We start from the raw sequence: 17,479 nt of genomic DNA on the forward strand, positions 1-17,479 counted from the left end.
AAACCAGGGATATAACAGATTACGCCGAAGAGGAGAATCCGGTGTGAAACTGGAAATATATATGATAGCAATAGGACAAAATATCAGGAAATATCACCGCAGGAAAATAGAAAACAGGAAAAAGGCAGAAAAGTTATTGTCAGTATTAAATTAAAGAGCCAATTTTTTTGAAAAAGAGCAGGTTCTTTTTAAGTGCGTCAAAAATCCATAAAAGTTATTCACAATGAAACAACACTTATGGATTTTTTTATATGAAAGGGATTAACAAAAGAAAAAGAGCTGAACGCTCTAAATAATTAATAAAAATTACTTAGTCGTTACAGCCCCTTTTAAGTTTTGATAAAATAATAAATATGATAATAAATATAGAGAGGATAATCACATGTATAACTGAAAATTCATTAATAATAAAGTTGCCTGAAAAGAAACTATTTAAAGATATTTTATTGATAAAGGAGATATCTATGATTCCAATGCCTAAAGGAAAAGCTAGGCTGGCACAAAGTATAAAAAGAGCAGGATATGTATTTTTTACTATTTGCGAAATCATAAAGATAAGAGTTATTGTTATATATATCATAAATAAGCGAATTAAATAGAGTAAGATAATTTGGTAAATTAAAGGTACATGTAAAGCAATATTTGATAATTCCAGAATAGCCTGATTAGATACAGTTATATTAGATAGACCATATTTTTGAATAATGTAAACAAGTTGAGGGGTATATGTAATAAATGTACATAAAGTGGAAATCAAAATACATAATTTCCATTTTTGTTTAAATAACTTTTTACTTCCATTTTTTTGTACACTAATGAGTTTGATCATACCAGAAGAATATTCGCTAGCAATAAAAGGTGTAAATAAAATGATAAGTGTTAAAATTAAAAGCAGCATTAAAGTAAAATCAGTTTTATAATTATCAAAGCCTTTTCCAAATAATTCTAAATATCCAGTTTCATAAATAATGGGATAATCAGGATTTTCAAGGACGTAGTTCACTCGTTCAAGAACTCTTTGAAAAGCTCTTTCACTTAATAATTGGCTAGAGACGTAATTATCAATTGCATTTTTTTCATTTTCACTAATTTTGCCAGATTGTAGATCAAGGGATGCTTGATTGCTTTTTTGATGAAGCTCTTCAAATCTTTTTGTTTCTTTTTCAATAATCTGTTGTTTTTTTGTATCATATGGACCATTTAGAACAGACATATAATTTTTATAATAATATTCATCTTCAAAAATATCATGGTTAATATTCATTGTATACCAGGATGTAGCGATACTAAATATAATTAGGATAATTAGTCCTTTTTGAAGGAACAGTAATTTATAACATTCATGATAGAATATACTGACATTTGTTTTAAAATTATTTTTTCTTTTTGGATGCCAGGATGTTAATGTGTCTGCTGTTTTATCTTTAGAAAATACATAGATATTTAAGAAAGTAAAAAATGGGAGAATTATAGAAATAATGATCCAAAAAATTGTTATGGTATTAATTGGATAGCCAATAATATTGAGATTTAAATAAGTTTGATAGATGGGGTTTACTAGTAAATAGGGAATGATATTGATATATTTTAAAATAGTAAAGGTAGAATTATCTGGTATTGTTAGATATAGAGTAAAAGATATACCAAATAAAAGAATAGTTAAAAAGTATAATTCAATAGTTTTCTTTGACATTAGGGCAATGAATAAAAATATCATTCCTATAAGCGAATAAATACATATTTTTGAAACAAGAAATAAAAGTAAGTATTGACTTGTTGAAATAGCCAAAGTTGAAGTTGTAAAACTAGTGATAGATTGAATACTAACAGATAAAGGGAGAGAGCCATTTTTTATACAACTAACAAAGATATTACTCCCCCAAAATAATAAGACTGTCATAAGTGACATTAAAAGAATTACAGAAGTTTTAGCAGTAATCAAACCCGTTCTTCCCTTTTTGGTAGATTTTAATAAAAAGAAGAGCTGATGTTCTTTTTCATATATAAGAAGAGAACTTATGATAAAGAATATAAAAGCTAGCGCAATAAGGTCAGTAGGAGCAAAATCAATTGAATCTATAAATGCATTAACATTTGTGAATGTGAGTTTTACATTGTCTAATCCTTGATAGTCTTTAATTGTTTTATTAGCATTTCTTTTTTGAAAATCACTTTGATTTTTAAAGATTGCAACTTGTGAGTCTTGACTGCTTTGTTTTATTGAAGCAAGAAAATCGGGATAAGAAGATATTTTATTCCATTGTTTATTTAAGTTGTTGAAAAGCTCTAATTCTCCCATAAAACTATGGGTATATTTGTATTCATTGATATTATTGAATATAAGTGATTGATAATATTCTTCAATAAATGTGCCTTTTTTATCATCATTTAGAGTACTGATTTTATGATAAGCTTTTTGATAATTGGCAGCATTATAATATTCACCAGGGTTTGTAGCTGCTAATAAACCGATATTTATTACAAGGGCGATGATAAGGGCGAGTATACATGATTTATTACGTAAAATTTTATGAAATTCTTGAAAGAAGATATGCATATTATCCTCCTTTCTTTTCGTCACTGAAGTGATATAAATAAACATCTTCAAGATTTGGAATTGATTCTTGATAATGATAGCCAATAGGTGGTTGATCAGTTAAAATACGAACTAATAAGCCATTAGCTTGTTGAGTAATATTACTTATTAGATATATATCTTGTACTTTTTTTAGCTCTTTTTCTTCAATAAATATTTCAAAAACTTTTCCTTGGATAGATTTACAAAATTCTAAGGGAGATTGATGGTTTAAAATACTACCATTTTTTATAAGAATAACTTCTTTAGCAATATGTTCAATGTCAGATACAACATGGGTAGCAAAAAGAACGATTTTATCACCTGCTATTTCAGATATGATATTTCTAATTCGAATCCGTTCTTTAGGATCAAGTCCAGCAGTTGGTTCATCTAAAATAATAATATCAGGCTGGTTCATAATAGCTTGTGCGACGAGAATTCTTTGTTTCATTCCGCCAGAATATTGTCCTAATAAACGATGGGCATCTTTTTGTAGATTGACAATTTTTAAAACACGTTCAATCTCAGCTTTAGTTGTTTTTTTATCCATTCCTTTTAAAGCTGCCATGTAATTTAAAAAGCGATAAGCATTAAATTGTTCATATAAACCCTGTTGTTGAGGCATATAACCTAAAATAGCTCGATAATCTTCATTTAATTCACTGATATTTTTACCATTGTATAAAATACAGCCATTACTAGGTTTTAAATTACCAGTTAAAAGATTAATAAGTGTTGATTTTCCTGCACCATTTGAACCTAAAAGAGCATAAATACCTGGAGTTAATGTTAGATTAATATTATTTAAGGCTAATATATTTCCATATGATTTAGATAGATGTTGTATTTCTATTTTCATAACTTATTTCCTCACAATCTTTATGACTATATTTTTACTATAACATAAAAAAAGAGAAAAAATTATTTTCTCAATTAAATGGTTAAATATCTGATTAAATGGTTATTTTTTTAATAATGTACTTTTTTAGTTATATATTTATTGGAATTGTTTTTTATTTTTTGATTTTATTGATAATTGAGATCAAAAGTCTTTTTACACTAATTAGGAATCAAAATACTTATTGGCTTTGGTGTATTCAATAAAATTAAGCTCTTTATCTAATTGATAGATTATATGTATAAATTCTTAATTTATCTATTATTGCGATATCAATTTCTATTTTTTATTCATTTAAATTTAATAACAGTAAAATAAAAAGATTATTAAAAAGCTATCATCATTAATATATGACGATAGCTTTTATGCATGTTTAATTCGATCTTTTTCTTCAGCTGCTTTAGCATCATTAAAACGATCAAGTGTTCCTACTAAATATCCAGTAATTCTTCTAATTCTTTCAAAGTTTTGGGGCTGGAATACATAATCTAGATCAACATCTTCACCATCAATTGTGATTGAAAGTGATTTTAGGGTTTCATCAGGATGCTTATTTTCTAGATATTTTATATATGCTTGAATTTCTTCTTCATCCATATATCCATTTTTTACTTCTACTTTAACATTATCAAAATCTTTCATTAAAATATCACCTCAAAAACATTATAACAGTTTAATAAGCTTTTAACATCTAAAATGCACTATTATAACCAGTAACAAATAATCATAAAGATAATCATTGAAAGAATAATTGATAGAACCTGGTTGATTTTCTTAAACATATATTTCATACTAACTTTACATTCCTTTCTGTTTGTAGTTATAAGATGTACATAATTATGAATAAAATCTTGTTTTATTGAAGGGGTCTTTAAGTAAGTGTTTTTTTATTTGAATGTACTAGATTTATTTAGATTATCATCAGTATATTATATGTATATACTGATGATATTAGTCATAGCATTAGACTAGATAAAATATATAGTTAATCAGTAATACTAATTTTTATGGTAAAAAGATGAAGTTTTTAATTTCATCTTTTAGTAGCTAAGTATTTAATTAAATGATATTAATGATTTTCTTCATAAAAAGCTTTTAAAACTGAATTTTTATTACGACGACTTACATCAAATAAACAATTGACGCCATTTAAATAAATTCCTTCTTTAGTTAATTTACAAATTTTCTTTTTATTCACAATTACACTGCGATTAACTTGGATGAAATTATTTTTTAAAAGCTGCAACAGTTCTTTTAATGTTTTGTTTTTTATTATTATTTGCTCATCATCAAATATTACAGCAATATTCATATCTCCTAAGTACATACAATATATTATGCTGTTTATTTGGATATCAAGCATTTCACCATCTATTTTTAAATTAACAATATGATGTTTTTTAATCCTGTTAATCATCTTTGAAACGTTTACAACTAAGTCTTTTTTTAAATTATCCTTGCTAATAAAACCATAGATATTAGGTCCAAAGGCTTCTTTACAGCGAGAATAATTGTTAGCTATAAAAAGTATTTTTTTATCCTCATTAATTTTTGCATACTTTATACCATCATAATCAGGCATATCAATATTTAAAATAACAAAATCAAAATCTTTATTAAGCTGATAAATAGAATTATATGTATAAACTCTAATATCATCAAATTTTAGTAACAAGATATCTTTTATTTTATCACAAGATACTTGTTTATCATCTATTATTCCAATTGTAATCATTATTTTTCCCCCCTCAATCTCTCTGTATTATGAAGATATTGCTCCCATTTCTTGTATAATATCATTGAATTAAATAGCAGTAAAATAATAAGATAATAAATATAAATAAATAATTTTTAATATCAGAAAGTTAATGTATTTCTTATATATTTATAATACTATAAATTGATTTTTAATTGTATTATTTTAACTTTATTTTGTCAGTATTAAATTAAAAAATAAAATTATAAGTTTTTTATCTAGTTTAAATTAAAGTGGTGTATAAATATAAAAACTTATAAAAAGTAATATTGAAAAACCATGGATAAATATTGGGTTTTATCAAAAGAAACTATATTAAACATAGAAGTAAAAAATATTTTAATAAATTAAAGTAGCTAAATATAATCACTGGTAACATTAAGAACAATGTACCAGAAATGTTTATTTAGACATGATAAAAAGTTTAAAAATAGTGTATATTATATAAAATAACACCGTTTAATTAGATATTTAACCATTAAATGGGGAAATGAATAATTTCTTATTTTATTGTGTTATAGTAAAGATAAGAAAAGAGATAATAATAGAAGTTATCAATATACTAGGAAAAGTTTTCATTATATAAATAATTTATATTAGTATTAAATAATTTTGGTAGTTAATAAAATATATTTCATTAATTACTCAGATAAAAAAGGAGTGAAGATATTTGTATCAGGATTAATGAAACATAAGTGTTATTTTATTAATTTCTTATAAATATATATATAATTAAATATGAGGAGGAAAATTTATGAAACACAAAAAAATTTTATGTTGTTTTGTCTCAACATTATTATTTGGATTATTTATAGTACCAGTAATGGCAGCGGAAAGTTCTAATCAAACAACTGATGGAAAATATATTGTTTCTGTTACTTGTAATGCAAATGGTTCATCTCACACTATCAACGCTCGAAATGGTGCTACATATCCAATGGGTAAAGCTTATGTTACATATTCTGTAAGTGGTTCTGTGAAAGAAAATGTTTCAGTAAATGGAGCATCATATAGATCATATTGGACTGCTAGTCGCCCTAAAAAGTCAGATAATGAAACTTTTATAAATGCAACTACATCAGGTTATGGTATAAAGGTTTATACTTCAAATTAATAGTTTTTAATAAAATATAGTGCTAGTAATAACTAGCACTATATAAAAATTTATAGAATATTTTTTGTTTGAATGTTAAATGGAAAAAATATTTAATATTATTGATAATTGATGGGGGGAGAAAAATTGAAAAAATTTTTACTTTTAACAATAAGTTTAATATTAGTTTTACAAATAACTGGATGTACAAAAAAGAATGAAATTGATACTGGTACAGTTGTTTGGAGAGTTGCAGCAGGTGGAAATATTGAAGATATGACAAATGAAATGATAGAGGTATGGCAGAAGCCTCTTAATGAGTTATTAAAAGAAAAAAAGGCATCATATCAAGTAAAAATTATACCATTTAGTAATAAGAAGGAAAATAAGCAGATACAAGATTTAAAAGAATTGAAAAAAAATGGAGAGCAAACGGATGTTATTACTATATTGCCAGAGAGTCAGGATTATGAATTAACATCATGGAATAATACTTATAAACATGCAGTTGAAAACAAGTTACTTTTAGATTTAGATAAATGGAAAGAAAAGAATCAGAAGATCTTAGAAGAAGTATTGACTCCATATGATTTTGAACTTTCAAAAATAGATAATAGATTATATGGTATTTCAAGTAATGTACCAATGACTTCAGGAATTATGTATCAAAAAGAACTTTTAGATAAGACTGGAATAGATATCAAAGACATAAAAAGTAACGTATTTGAAAATAGTAATTTATTAACTCAAGTAAAAGATAAAATTAATAGAATTCCTCTTAATAATGTATATTTAGATCCTGGATTATGGATTGTATCTCCTGTTGATAATTTAGTGTGGACAAAAGATAAAGGATTTATTTCTTTAAGTAAATCAAGAGAGTATAAAGATTTACTATATCAATGTGTTACTTTAAGACAACAAGGATTACTTGAACTTGAGTCGGTTGAGGAAAGTGCTGTGTCGTTTGCTGCTTCATTTGGAAGAGGTATAAGTACACGGGCTATATTTAAAAGTTTGTCTGTATCACAGAAAGAATTTATAGTAGTTCCTGATGAATCAAAGCCAGACATGAATTTATATTGGGGTGATAATAAAACAGGAATTGCTTCATGGTCTGAAAATAATAAAAATGCAGAAGATTTTCTTTTAAAACTTTTTACAGATAAAGATATCGCTAATTTGATTCAGTATGGAATTGAGGGGAAGGATTATCAGCTTGATGAAAATAATCATGTTAAAGTAATTACTGATAAATTAGGATTAAAGATTTTTGGTTATCAATACACAAATCCCAAAATTACATATTCTTCAATTTATGAAGAAGATGACAAAATTGAATATTCAAATTGGTTTTATTCAAAATATGGAGAAGATTTTCCTAAAGGTTTTAGATTTGAAGCAATGCCAGTAATAAAAGATATTAATACAGTTAATAAAGTATGGAATACATATTTTGATGAACAAACTGCTACTGGATTAACCAATAAGTTGTATATGTTAGATGTTAAAGACATAGATGTTTTTTTAGAAGATTTAAATAAAACATTAGACGATGCTGGAATGCAAAAAATAGTAGATGAAGCCAATCGTCAATATCAAGAATGGTTGAAAGAAGCAAAATAAGATATAATATAGATTAAAAAATTATAATTTTTATTGTTTTAAATACTGTTTTTGTAAGTGGTTGCTATAAGAATACAGAAAGTCCAAGTGATATTGATGTGGAAGTATATAAACAGTTTTGAACATTAGAATCTTTAATGAATCAATAGTTATTTGTTCATTTATTCTAAGAAAGATAATTTGATTTATGTATTGAATTAGTTGTATATATTTTAAGATTATCAAGAATTAAAAGTACTATATCTCAATAGATTTTATTTATTTTCTATTAATGTAACTGTAATTGATGTGATTTCTTTTGTTTTGCCATAACAGTGAAATAAAAAGATTATAAATAGTAGGATTGTAGAAAAATGGTTATTAAAAAGCTATCATCATTAAAATGATAATAGCTTTTATACATATTTAACACGATCACTTTCTTCTGCTGCTTTAGCATTATTAAAACGATTAAGAGTTCCAACTAAATAATCAGTTATTTTTCTAATTTTTTCAAAATTTTGTGTCTGGAATATATAATCTAAATTTACATCTTTACCATCAATTATGATTGAAAGTGATTTTAATGTTTCATCAGGAAACTTATTTTCTAAATATTTAATATAAGCTTGAATTTCTTTATCTTCCATATAACCATTTTTAACTTCAACTAGTATATTGTTAAAATCTTTTATTGATATTACTTGAATTATTATAACAGTTATAAAAATATTTAATATCTAATATGCACTATTACAGCCAATAACGAATAATCATAAATATGATTATTGATAAGATGATTGAAAGAACCTGGGTAACTTTTTTAAACATATATTTCATGTTATCACCATTATATGTATATAGTAATGAGATTAGTTATAACATTAAAGTATGTTTATTAAAAAATATTGTAAATATATTTATGATTTATTCTTGATAAAGTACTTAAAAATAGTGTGTGTATAAAATACAACCATTTAATTAGATATTTAGCCATTAAATAGGGAAACGAATAATTTTTTATTATATTGTGTTATAGTAAATATAATAAATGTCTTTCGATAATTAATAAAATATATTTTACTCATTAATTCTAAACGAAATGGGGATGAAACAATGAAAAAAGTATTACTGTTTATTTTAACTTTAGCACTGTGTTTACAAATAACAGCCTGCACACAAAATAATAATACAAAAAAAGGTGATGTAGATAAGAAAACTGTTGTATGGAGAATTGCAGATCCTGGTGGTATGGCATCTTTAGGTGATGAATTAATTGAAGCATGGGAAGAACCGCTTAATGAATTGTTGAAGGAAAAGGGTGCTTCTTATCAAGTTAAGATTATGACTTTTAATACTCAAGAAACAGATAAGAAACTAGATGAGTTAAAAGAACTAAAAGAAAATGGGGAACAAACTGATATAGTATCAATGTTCTTTACATCTTATAATGATACTGAAGTTGATGATTGGAAAAATACGTATAGATATGTTGTTAATAATAAATTACTTAGAAATTTAGATGAGTGGAAAGAAAAAAATAAAGAGATATTAGAAAAGGTGCTGGTTCCTTATGATTTTGAGTTATCAAAAATGGATAATGAATTGTATGGTATTTCAAGTCATGTACCTATTATTAATGGTTTGATGTATAATAAAAAAATGTTAGATGAGTATGGAATTAATATTAATGATATTAAGGATAATATATTTGACAATACTGAATTGTTGATTCAGGCAAAGAAAAATAGCAAGGAAATTCCAATACAATTTATAGGACTTGATTCTAGTACGCTAGGTTTGTGGATTGTACCACCGACAAATAATCTAGCCTGGAAAAAAGGTGAAGGTTTTATTTCTTTAAGCCAGTCAAAAGAGTATAAAAATTCATTGGCTAACTATTTATCACTAAAACAGCAAGGTTTGCTTGACCAGGCTCTTCCTAAAAATAACGTTATTCCTTTTGCTACAGTGGCTACAATGAGTAGGCGAGATGCATTTGAAATCAATACAGCTTATCGTTCTATGTCCCAAACAGTACAAAGTGATGATTTTGTTATTGTCCCTAATTATTCTACACCAAATATGGAATTATATTGGGGAGATAATAAAACATCAATTGCATCTTGGTCTGAAAATATTGAAAATGCAGAAGATTTTCTTTTAAAATTATTTACAGATAAAGATATTGCAAATCTTATTCAATATGGCGTTAAAGATCAAGATTATACACTCGATAAAGACAATCATATTACTGTAACTACTAAAAATAATGGATTATCTATATTTGGATATCAGTTTACAAATCCTAAGATTACTTATTCATCTGTTTATGAGGAAGATGACAAAGTTGAATATTCAAATTGGTTTTATACAGAATATGGTGATAACTTTCCTAAAGGTTTCAGATTTGATCCAATTCCAGTTTTAGATGAAATTAGTGCTACGAATAAAATAATGACAGGGGATTTCATTAATGAATATCAAGAAAGTGAATGGATGAATAAAATAGCTAAATTAGAAATAGAAGATTTAGATACTTTCTTAAAAGATATGAATAAAGAATTAGATAAAGCAGGTATGCAAAAAATAGTAGATGAAGCTAATCGTCAATATCAGGAGTGGTTAAAAGGAGTAAAATAAGATGCAACATAGATTAAAAAAAATTATAATTCTTATTGTTTTAAATATTGTTTTTATAAGTGGCTGCAGTACGAATACAGATACTCCAGGTGAAAATAATGTGCAAGTGTATGAACAATTTGGAGCATTAGAATTTTCAACAGATGATGGATTCTATCATACTAATAATAGTGGTTATTTATATTTTTTTGATTATGAAACTAAAAAAGATGTTCTAACTTGTAGTAAGGCTAATTGTAGAATGGAAGCACAGCTAAAAGAAGATTCTGAAGCTTATATTGGTAATAATGGAGCTGGATTTGTAAGTGGTGATAAGTTGTATGTTATTAGTAAAAATGATGATATAGAAAAAAAATATTCATTAATTGAATCTAATTTAGATCGGAGTAATCAAAAAGAGATCGTTAAAATAAATAGTACTATGATTTTGTCATTTGCGGTAATCAAGGAAACAGCCTATTTTGCAATTGATGAAGTTATTTTTACAGAATCGGAAAGTGGGGCTATTGTTGAAGAACCTAAGCATAATTGTTATCTTCTTGGGGTTGATTTAAAAAGTGGTAAACAAGAAAGATTAACAGAACCTAAAAATAATTTTAATAATTCTTTAAAAATTGTTGCAGCTGATGAAAATATGATTTATATGACTTATAATTATTTTGAAAATTATTTTGATGGAACAAATTTTAAAGATGCTAATGAAAAAATAGAGAATTACGAATATGATATTAAAACTAAAAAACTTACCTCTGTATTAGAAGATAGAAATATTGTAAAAGGACAACTTATTGGAGATACATTATTAACAGTTGAATCAAAGTACATAAATGAAAAAGAAGTAAATAGTGAAAAACTTTTCACGGTTATGAAATATACTTTACCTGATTATAAACCAATAGAAATAGTGTCAACCAGGCAATATCCAATTTTTAACAATGACGAGTGGATATATCAGGATGATAAAACAAAAGAGTTTTATTCATTAAATTTTGAGACAGTAGAATCAAAAAAAATAACAATGAATGGAGCTAAGGGAATAATAATATTTAATGATGCTAAAGATTATTACTATATAAGTTATATGAAAGATGGGAAAATGGAACGTGGTTTTATTTTAAAATCTGATTATAAAAAGGGTAAGAAAGAAATTATTGAAGTTCATTAGATATTTGTGATAGATGAATAATAAAAGAATTATAATTCTTTTAATCACATCGACATAATGAAAAGATTAAGATATGTAGCTTACACACTACAATAATTTTAATCTTTTTTGTTTTTTATAAAAAAATTGAGTATACAAAAAAGTGTTATTTTTTCTAAATTTTATATTTAATTTTCGATTATCCGCATAAATACTATACTTTCAAGCATTTTTAAGTATGGAAAATCATTCATTTTACCACGAATTTACCACGATTGAATGAGCCTTGATATGACATTAAATCAACAATGGGAGATAGCACAAAACCTCTGTGTATCTCCCGTTTTTCATTCTCGTAATATGATTACTTCACTCTGATTTCAAATTTCAAGATTGCTTTCATCATTTCTGTATGAATTTGATCTTTTAATTTTTCATCAAGCTGCATAGTGATTTTACCACTTTCAGAGTGGTAAAACGGACGCAAGCATAATTTACTGATATAAGCGTCATAAAACTTCAAAATTTCTCTTATGGCAGTTTCATTTTTAGCGGACGCTTGACATATTACTTCTAATGTAGGGTAGCCATATTCCTTTCTCATTGGTTTAATTTCTTTCTTTCAATAGTGTTTTTAGTTTCTTCAATCCGTTACTTCTTCTGTGATAAACAACAGAACGTGATACATGATATAATTCTGTAATTTCTTGGTCGCTCATGCTTTGAAAATAGCGTAATAAAATAACATCACGCTCTTTATTCGATAACTGCAATAAAGCAATAGCAAGTTTCTCATTTGATATTTTGATTGTAAAATTCAAGACTTCAAAAGAAATATAATCACAAGAATATTTATCCTCTGTCCTAGACTCAAGTTTTTTGTATTTGATAATTCACAGAATAAGATTTCACGCTTGGAACGTCTTGTAAACTGTCTGTTTCTGTTTTTTACTGTACATTTAATAACAGTCATCATCAAAGCATTAAACTGTATTTTAACGATATGCTCGAAAGAAGATGTGTGCATAATCCCCCCTTTCCGCATATGCTGAAACTATATAAACGGGGACACCGTTTATACCTTTGGAAAGTGCAGAAATACAGGTAAGAAAAAAGCCCAGTAAAACGTATTTGTTTTATTGGACTTCGTCTTTTTGGGGCATGGGAAACTATTGTTGATTTTACATCAGAAATATGAAAATCATTTTTTCTCGTTAGTGAGGGGTTTTCTCATAGCCTTTCGTTCCTTTGTCTTTGAAAAGAGGATAGTGCCTGTAATCAAGCAACTACCCTCATAAGTTATTACTGATATAGTCTTATTAGAAACAATTACTCTTCAAGGGAGTTTTATATATAATCGCCTTGTCTTAACTATTTAGTGTTTTTATATAGAGCAGAAACAACTTCTATGATAGTATGTTGTTCAAATTTGGAAGCATTGAAACAAATATCATAATTTTCTTTTTCGCCCCATTTTTGCCCAGTATAAAATTTGTAATAACTTGCCCTGTCCTTTGTGATTTGAACGATATGTTTTCTTATATCTGTCAATGATATATTACTTGCTGTATTCTCTTTATACAAACAGCGTTTTATTTTGTATTCAATATCAGCATAGATAAAAACTTTCAAAGGGTTCATATCGTTTAAGATATAGTCTGAACAGCGTCCAACGATAATACATGAAGATTTCTCTGCTAATTGACGGATAATTTTATGTTGTACTGTATATATGGTGTTTTGCTGTTCCAATGTATGGTTAGGAATACTAAAGGAATGTGCCGATAATATAGGGAATGGAAAATACATTGGTGTTTCCATGATTTTCTCAACATAATTTTCGGCAAGTTTTGTATGTTCAGCTATTTGTTTTAAGATTTCTTTATCGTAATAAGGTATGTTGAGTGTCTTTGCAAGTTCTTGTGCTATCTCTCGACCGCCACTTCCGAACTCTCTGCTGATAGTAATAATTTTATTCATATATATGTTCTTCCTCAGCTGGTAATCTTTTTGTGTATCGAATCATAGTAGCAATAGCAAAAACCGCAACTATCAATTCTGTAAAAGGCATTGTAAGCCAAATACTGTTGGCATTTATTAACGGTAGTATAAAAATCAAAATGCCACTTATCACTAATCCTCGAAACACTGAAATAATAAATGACGCTTTTGGCTTTAATAATGCTTGAAAGTAATAAGTAGAAAAAATATTTAGTGGCAACAAAAGGAATGAAAGCCCATAGCAATGTATAATTGCTGGTGCTATTTTCAAAATTTCTTCCGTTGGTGTCATAAAAATTCGTACAAACATATTCGGAATAAGCAGTGATAATAATGTCCATAAAAGACTAAAAAATATTACTGAATATATCGCATATTTTAATGTTTGTTTTATTCTATTGCCAAATTTCGCACCATAATTGACAGATATAATAGGTTGTGAAGCCTGTCCTACGCTATAAGCACAACATTGAACAAAAGTGCTAACATTTACAATAATTCCATAAATAGATAGTGCATTTGTTCCTAAATATTTCATAATCTGTCTATTAAATAAGATAGTTAGAATTCCCATAGCAACATCAATAAAGAATGTTGAAAAACCTGTAACGGATATATCTTTTAATTTACACAATATTTGAGTAGACTTTACAAAAGCTAATGAATTTCTTTTTGATACAAAATGAGTTAGCATAGCAATACATGATATGACTGAACCAATAGCGGTTGCTAACCCAGCACCAAAGATCCCCATATCAAAAACAAACACAAAAATATAATCACCCAATATATTAAATATCCCTCCAGATAAAACACCAACAGTTGCAAGCATTGGGTTTTTATCGTTTCTTAAAAAGGCGGATAACATTTGAACAAATAAAAAGCATGGAACTACAAATTTTATCGGAATAATATAAGCTTCAGCCAGAGCCAATAATGTTTCGTCGGCACCGAAAAATCTCAATAATTCTCTGTCAAAAAATACAATGACTATCCATGTAATGATAGATAAAATAATTGCACCTATTACAGCAACCGTAAAATACTCATTTTCGTTTTCAGATTTTTTATCTGCCTTTCCCTTTAATGTACTAAAAATTACGGAACCGCCAATCCCCATAAGTAACCCCAAGCTATATATGATGTTCCAAATAGGTGCTACAACAGCAAGTGCCGCTGTTCCGTCTGGACCTTGATATTGTCCTACCATAGCCATATCTGCAATGGAATAAACAGAAGTGATTAATGCACTTCCAAATGCAGCAGCTAAGTACTTAAAATAAAGTGGTCGGATTTTTCCATGTAAGAAATCCATATCGTTTTCCTCCTTTTCCAAAAAAAGAGCTGAACAAGAAACAGATATTTCAATCTGTCGCCTTGTCCAGCTCATCATTTCTTATATGTATGAATGACTTGCCCTCCGAGCAATCCTTATTATAACAAAGTAGTATTGAATGTCAAGGGCTAAAAATACCTTTTTACAATGTTGTGATTATCGACCACCAGTTACTAAAGAGCAAGGAACAGGGCTATTACATTGAAACGCCTAAGACAAAGAGCGGAACAAGGCAAGTGCCACTCAGCAAAGAAACGATACAGGCATTTCAACGGGTTATCAAGAGCCGACCAAAAACAACCATAGAGATAGACGGTCGCACAGATTTCTTGTTTGTCAATCCGAAAGGCAAGCCTAAAGTTGTGATTGATTACAACGCTTTATTTATCCGTATGGTAAAGAAATACAACAAGCACCACAAGGACAATCCCCTGCCACATATCACACCGCATACGCTACGCCATACATTCTGCACAAGGCTGGCAAGTAAAAACATGAGCCCGAAAGATTTACAGTATATCATGGGACATTCCAACATCAGTATCACAATGAACTGGTATGCTCATGCGTCCATAGATACCGCAAAATCAGAGGTTCAGCGTCTAATTGCATAGAAGTATTTACCACGATTTTAACCACGATTGACATGAAAAATATAAGAAGATGTGAGGTTTACCACAAAAGTAAAATGCCCGTAGAGCCGATAAAATAAGGCTTTGCGGACATTTAAGAAGATATAAAAAGATAGTCAAAAAGACATATATAATTTAATCTTACATACTATAAAACTTTTAAAAATACTAGCTCAATTATACAACAAGAAACTGTAGTACATGAATTTGGATGTGCTTTAGGTTTAGGGTATACTTTAACTTCAAAGGAGTTAAAATCTGTTATGAAAGTTTTAGGATTTAATAATATATCCATTATCAGATGATATCAGTGGTATTAAAGTAAAATATAATTTTTAAAAAGGAAAGATTTGGATGAATAAAAATAAATATTTATTAATTGGTCTATCTTTAATAATGTTTCTAGCCTTTGTTGGATGTAATAATAAGGATAATAATATTTTTTCAAAACATAAAGATGTATTTATCAATGCTAAAAAAATTTTTATTCATATGCATTAGCTAGCAGTATTGTCTATATTATGTATCAAAATATGTCAACGTTATTTTGTTGTGCAAATAGGAAACAGATTAAAAAAATCTAGACCTGAAGCTAAGTTGTAGAACAATAGCAAACTGGATCATACTGAGTACTAATGAATGGTTAAAACTTGATGCATACTAGGAATATGAGAATTTATATGCTGGTGGAGTCTAAAGTTTATAAAAATTATATAGAATCATACTATATAAAACAAAAAAGAAGTAGAAATGTCATTTTACTTCTGGTTAATTTTACTCATTATATATTTTATTTTGGTTAGTAAAAACCAGTAATTATAAATAAATGTTTTAGTATATGGGTATGAATTTCTCATATTTTTATTTAATTAATAAAAGTTTATTTTTGGATTGAAAAAAAGTCATCAATTTGATAAAATTTTGTAAATACATGAAAAGGAGGGGAATTATGCGATTACATTTTACTAAAATGGAAGGTCTTGGTAATGATTATATATATTTTGATGGAATAAATCAGAAAATTCCCATGGATAAAGAATTTATCACGAAAATAAGTGATCGACATTTTGGAATTGGAAGTGATGGAATGATTGTTATTCTAGCATCAGATAAATATGATTTTAAAATGCGAATGTTTAATCTTGATGGCAGTGAAGCAATGATGTGTGGTAATGGAATTCGTTGTTTTGCGAAATTTATTTATGATCATAAATTAAGTGATAAACATGTATTGAAAATTGAAACCAAATCTGGATTAAGAATTGTTGAATTATTGTTTGAAGATGGTAGATGTATTGGGGCTAAAGTAAATATGGGTAAACCGATTTTAAGATGTAAAGAGATTCCCTGTATTTATGATAAAGAGAAAATGATTAATGAAGCTATGATAGTTGATGATCATGAATATCATTTGACAACGATTTCAATGGGGAATCCTCACACAGTAATCTTTGTTGATGATTTAGAAATTTTGGATTTAGCAGTGCTTGGTCCTAAATTTGAGCATCATGAGTTATTTCCTGAAAGTGTTAACACTGAATTTGTTCAGGTAGTTAATGAACAGTATATAAAGATGAGAGTTTGGGAAAGAGGTTCAGGTGAAACTATGGCTTGTGGTACTGGAGCTTGTGCTTCAATGTATGCAAGTTATCTAAATGGTTATACTAAAGATAAAGTTATTGTACAATTATTAGGTGGTTGTTTAGAAATTGAGTATCTTGATGGCATAATTATGATGTCTGGACCAGCTGTTAATGTTTTTGAAGGAATAATTGAAATATAGAATAGGAGCG

15 protein-coding genes and 1 pseudogene are annotated in these 17,479 nt (G+C 27.3%); 7 read left to right on the forward strand and 9 right to left on the reverse strand.

All coding sequences use genetic code 11. From position 1 onward, the window contains the following. Positions 1-310: 310 nt before the first annotated feature. From BMW96_RS04045 to BMW96_RS04060, 4 genes are all read right to left on the reverse strand, one after another. Positions 311-2,557, reverse strand: a complete 2,247-nt coding sequence (locus tag BMW96_RS04045; protein ID WP_092352766.1) for a hypothetical protein — start codon at positions 2,555-2,557, stop codon at positions 311-313. Position 2,558: 1 nt separating this feature from the next. After that, the gene (locus tag BMW96_RS04050) at positions 2,559-3,437 is read right to left on the reverse strand and encodes an ATP-binding cassette domain-containing protein (protein WP_092352768.1); all 879 of its coding nucleotides are present in this window, start codon (positions 3,435-3,437) and stop codon (positions 2,559-2,561) included. Between the two features lie 402 nt (positions 3,438-3,839). Further along, positions 3,840-4,118: an anaerobic ribonucleoside-triphosphate reductase gene (gene nrdD, locus BMW96_RS14905; protein WP_092352770.1), complete on the reverse strand. Its 279-nt coding sequence runs from the start codon at positions 4,116-4,118 to the stop codon at positions 3,840-3,842. A 427-nt stretch (positions 4,119-4,545) separates the two neighbouring features. Continuing rightward, entirely contained in the window at positions 4,546-5,211 is a 666-nt protein-coding gene (locus tag BMW96_RS04060; protein ID WP_092352772.1) for a LytR/AlgR family response regulator transcription factor, read from the reverse strand. A 775-nt stretch (positions 5,212-5,986) separates the two neighbouring features. Between BMW96_RS04060 and BMW96_RS04065 the strand changes: the two genes are divergently transcribed. Together BMW96_RS04065 and BMW96_RS04070 are read left to right on the forward strand one after the other, a co-directional pair. Next, positions 5,987-6,346 (forward strand): hypothetical protein, encoded by a 360-nt coding sequence (locus tag BMW96_RS04065; RefSeq protein ID WP_092352774.1) that lies wholly within the window; start codon positions 5,987-5,989, stop codon positions 6,344-6,346. Positions 6,347-6,472: 126 nt separating this feature from the next. Continuing rightward, positions 6,473-7,951, forward strand: coding sequence for a DUF3502 domain-containing protein (locus BMW96_RS04070; RefSeq protein ID WP_157796086.1), 1,479 nt, complete (start codon positions 6,473-6,475; stop codon positions 7,949-7,951). Between the two features lie 395 nt (positions 7,952-8,346). On the opposite strand, the gene BMW96_RS04075 is transcribed toward BMW96_RS04070, so the two are convergent. Beyond that, positions 8,347-8,580: a hypothetical protein gene (locus BMW96_RS04075; protein WP_180320358.1), complete on the reverse strand. Its 234-nt coding sequence runs from the start codon at positions 8,578-8,580 to the stop codon at positions 8,347-8,349. A 466-nt stretch (positions 8,581-9,046) separates the two neighbouring features. Here BMW96_RS04075 and BMW96_RS04080 point away from each other — a divergent pair, with 466 nt between their 5' ends. Continuing rightward, the gene (locus BMW96_RS04080) at positions 9,047-10,573 is read left to right on the forward strand and encodes a DUF3502 domain-containing protein (protein WP_092352780.1); all 1,527 of its coding nucleotides are present in this window, start codon (positions 9,047-9,049) and stop codon (positions 10,571-10,573) included. Position 10,574: 1 nt separating this feature from the next. Next, a complete protein-coding gene (locus tag BMW96_RS04085) occupies positions 10,575-11,738 on the forward strand; it encodes a hypothetical protein (protein WP_092352782.1) in 1,164 nt (387 codons plus the stop codon). Positions 11,739-12,081: 343 nt separating this feature from the next. Here BMW96_RS04085 and BMW96_RS04090 read toward each other — a convergent pair whose 3' ends face one another. The 4 genes from BMW96_RS04090 to BMW96_RS04105 all read right to left on the reverse strand — a co-directional run bounded on the left by BMW96_RS04090 (position 12,082) and on the right by BMW96_RS04105 (position 15,033). Next, positions 12,082-12,321 (reverse strand): helix-turn-helix domain-containing protein, encoded by a 240-nt coding sequence (locus tag BMW96_RS04090; protein ID WP_092352784.1) that lies wholly within the window; start codon positions 12,319-12,321, stop codon positions 12,082-12,084. A gap of 4 nt (positions 12,322-12,325) precedes the next feature. Continuing rightward, positions 12,326-12,436 (reverse strand): hypothetical protein, encoded by a 111-nt coding sequence (locus BMW96_RS14910; RefSeq protein WP_425597669.1) that lies wholly within the window; start codon positions 12,434-12,436, stop codon positions 12,326-12,328. A 652-nt stretch (positions 12,437-13,088) separates the two neighbouring features. Next, a complete protein-coding gene (locus BMW96_RS04100; protein WP_092352786.1) occupies positions 13,089-13,697 on the reverse strand; it encodes a cytidylate kinase-like family protein in 609 nt (202 codons plus the stop codon). After that, entirely contained in the window at positions 13,690-15,033 is a 1,344-nt protein-coding gene (locus BMW96_RS04105) for an MATE family efflux transporter (protein ID WP_092352788.1), read from the reverse strand. The genes BMW96_RS04100 and BMW96_RS04105 overlap by 8 nt, the downstream gene beginning before the upstream one ends. A gap of 155 nt (positions 15,034-15,188) precedes the next feature. Between BMW96_RS04105 and BMW96_RS04110 the strand changes: the two are divergent. The 3 genes and pseudogenes from BMW96_RS04110 to dapF all read left to right on the forward strand — a co-directional run. Beyond that, a pseudogene (locus BMW96_RS04110) lies at positions 15,189-15,668 on the forward strand (site-specific integrase); the annotation flags it as partial. A 372-nt stretch (positions 15,669-16,040) separates the two neighbouring features. Next, a complete protein-coding gene (locus BMW96_RS14050; protein ID WP_157796087.1) occupies positions 16,041-16,187 on the forward strand; it encodes a hypothetical protein in 147 nt (48 codons plus the stop codon). A gap of 448 nt (positions 16,188-16,635) precedes the next feature. Next, complete coding sequence (gene dapF, locus BMW96_RS04115; RefSeq protein WP_092352792.1) at positions 16,636-17,469, forward strand: diaminopimelate epimerase; 834 nt, start codon at positions 16,636-16,638, stop codon at positions 17,467-17,469. The last annotated feature ends 10 nt before the right edge of the window (positions 17,470-17,479 follow it).

Origin of the sequence: Thomasclavelia cocleata, assembly GCF_900102365.1 — a bacterium.
Lineage (GTDB): Bacteria > Bacillota_I > Bacilli_A > Erysipelotrichales > Coprobacillaceae > Thomasclavelia > Thomasclavelia cocleata.

What these genes read in the sequence shown, in the direction of transcription:
- BMW96_RS04045 (WP_092352766.1), bottom strand. Translation starts at nt 2,557, where the DNA reads ATGCATATCTTCTTTCAAGAATTTCATAAAATTTTACGTAATAAATCA.
- BMW96_RS04050 (WP_092352768.1), bottom strand. Translation starts at nt 3,437, where the DNA reads ATGAAAATAGAAATACAACATCTATCTAAATCATATGGAAATATATTA.
- nrdD (WP_092352770.1), bottom strand. Translation starts at nt 4,118, where the DNA reads ATGAAAGATTTTGATAATGTTAAAGTAGAAGTAAAAAATGGATATATG.
- BMW96_RS04060 (WP_092352772.1), bottom strand. Translation starts at nt 5,211, where the DNA reads ATGATTACAATTGGAATAATAGATGATAAACAAGTATCTTGTGATAAA.
- BMW96_RS04065 (WP_092352774.1), top strand. Translation starts at nt 5,987, where the DNA reads ATGAAACACAAAAAAATTTTATGTTGTTTTGTCTCAACATTATTATTT.
- BMW96_RS04075 (WP_180320358.1), bottom strand. Translation starts at nt 8,580, where the DNA reads ATGGAAGATAAAGAAATTCAAGCTTATATTAAATATTTAGAAAATAAG.
- BMW96_RS04080 (WP_092352780.1), top strand. Translation starts at nt 9,047, where the DNA reads ATGAAAAAAGTATTACTGTTTATTTTAACTTTAGCACTGTGTTTACAA.
- BMW96_RS04085 (WP_092352782.1), top strand. Translation starts at nt 10,575, where the DNA reads ATGCAACATAGATTAAAAAAAATTATAATTCTTATTGTTTTAAATATT.
- BMW96_RS04090 (WP_092352784.1), bottom strand. Translation starts at nt 12,321, where the DNA reads ATGAGAAAGGAATATGGCTACCCTACATTAGAAGTAATATGTCAAGCG.
- BMW96_RS14910 (WP_425597669.1), bottom strand. Translation starts at nt 12,436, where the DNA reads ATGAGCGACCAAGAAATTACAGAATTATATCATGTATCACGTTCTGTT.
- BMW96_RS04100 (WP_092352786.1), bottom strand. Translation starts at nt 13,697, where the DNA reads ATGAATAAAATTATTACTATCAGCAGAGAGTTCGGAAGTGGCGGTCGA.
- BMW96_RS04105 (WP_092352788.1), bottom strand. Translation starts at nt 15,033, where the DNA reads ATGGATTTCTTACATGGAAAAATCCGACCACTTTATTTTAAGTACTTA.
- BMW96_RS14050 (WP_157796087.1), top strand. Translation starts at nt 16,041, where the DNA reads ATGAATAAAAATAAATATTTATTAATTGGTCTATCTTTAATAATGTTT.
- dapF (WP_092352792.1), top strand. Translation starts at nt 16,636, where the DNA reads ATGCGATTACATTTTACTAAAATGGAAGGTCTTGGTAATGATTATATA.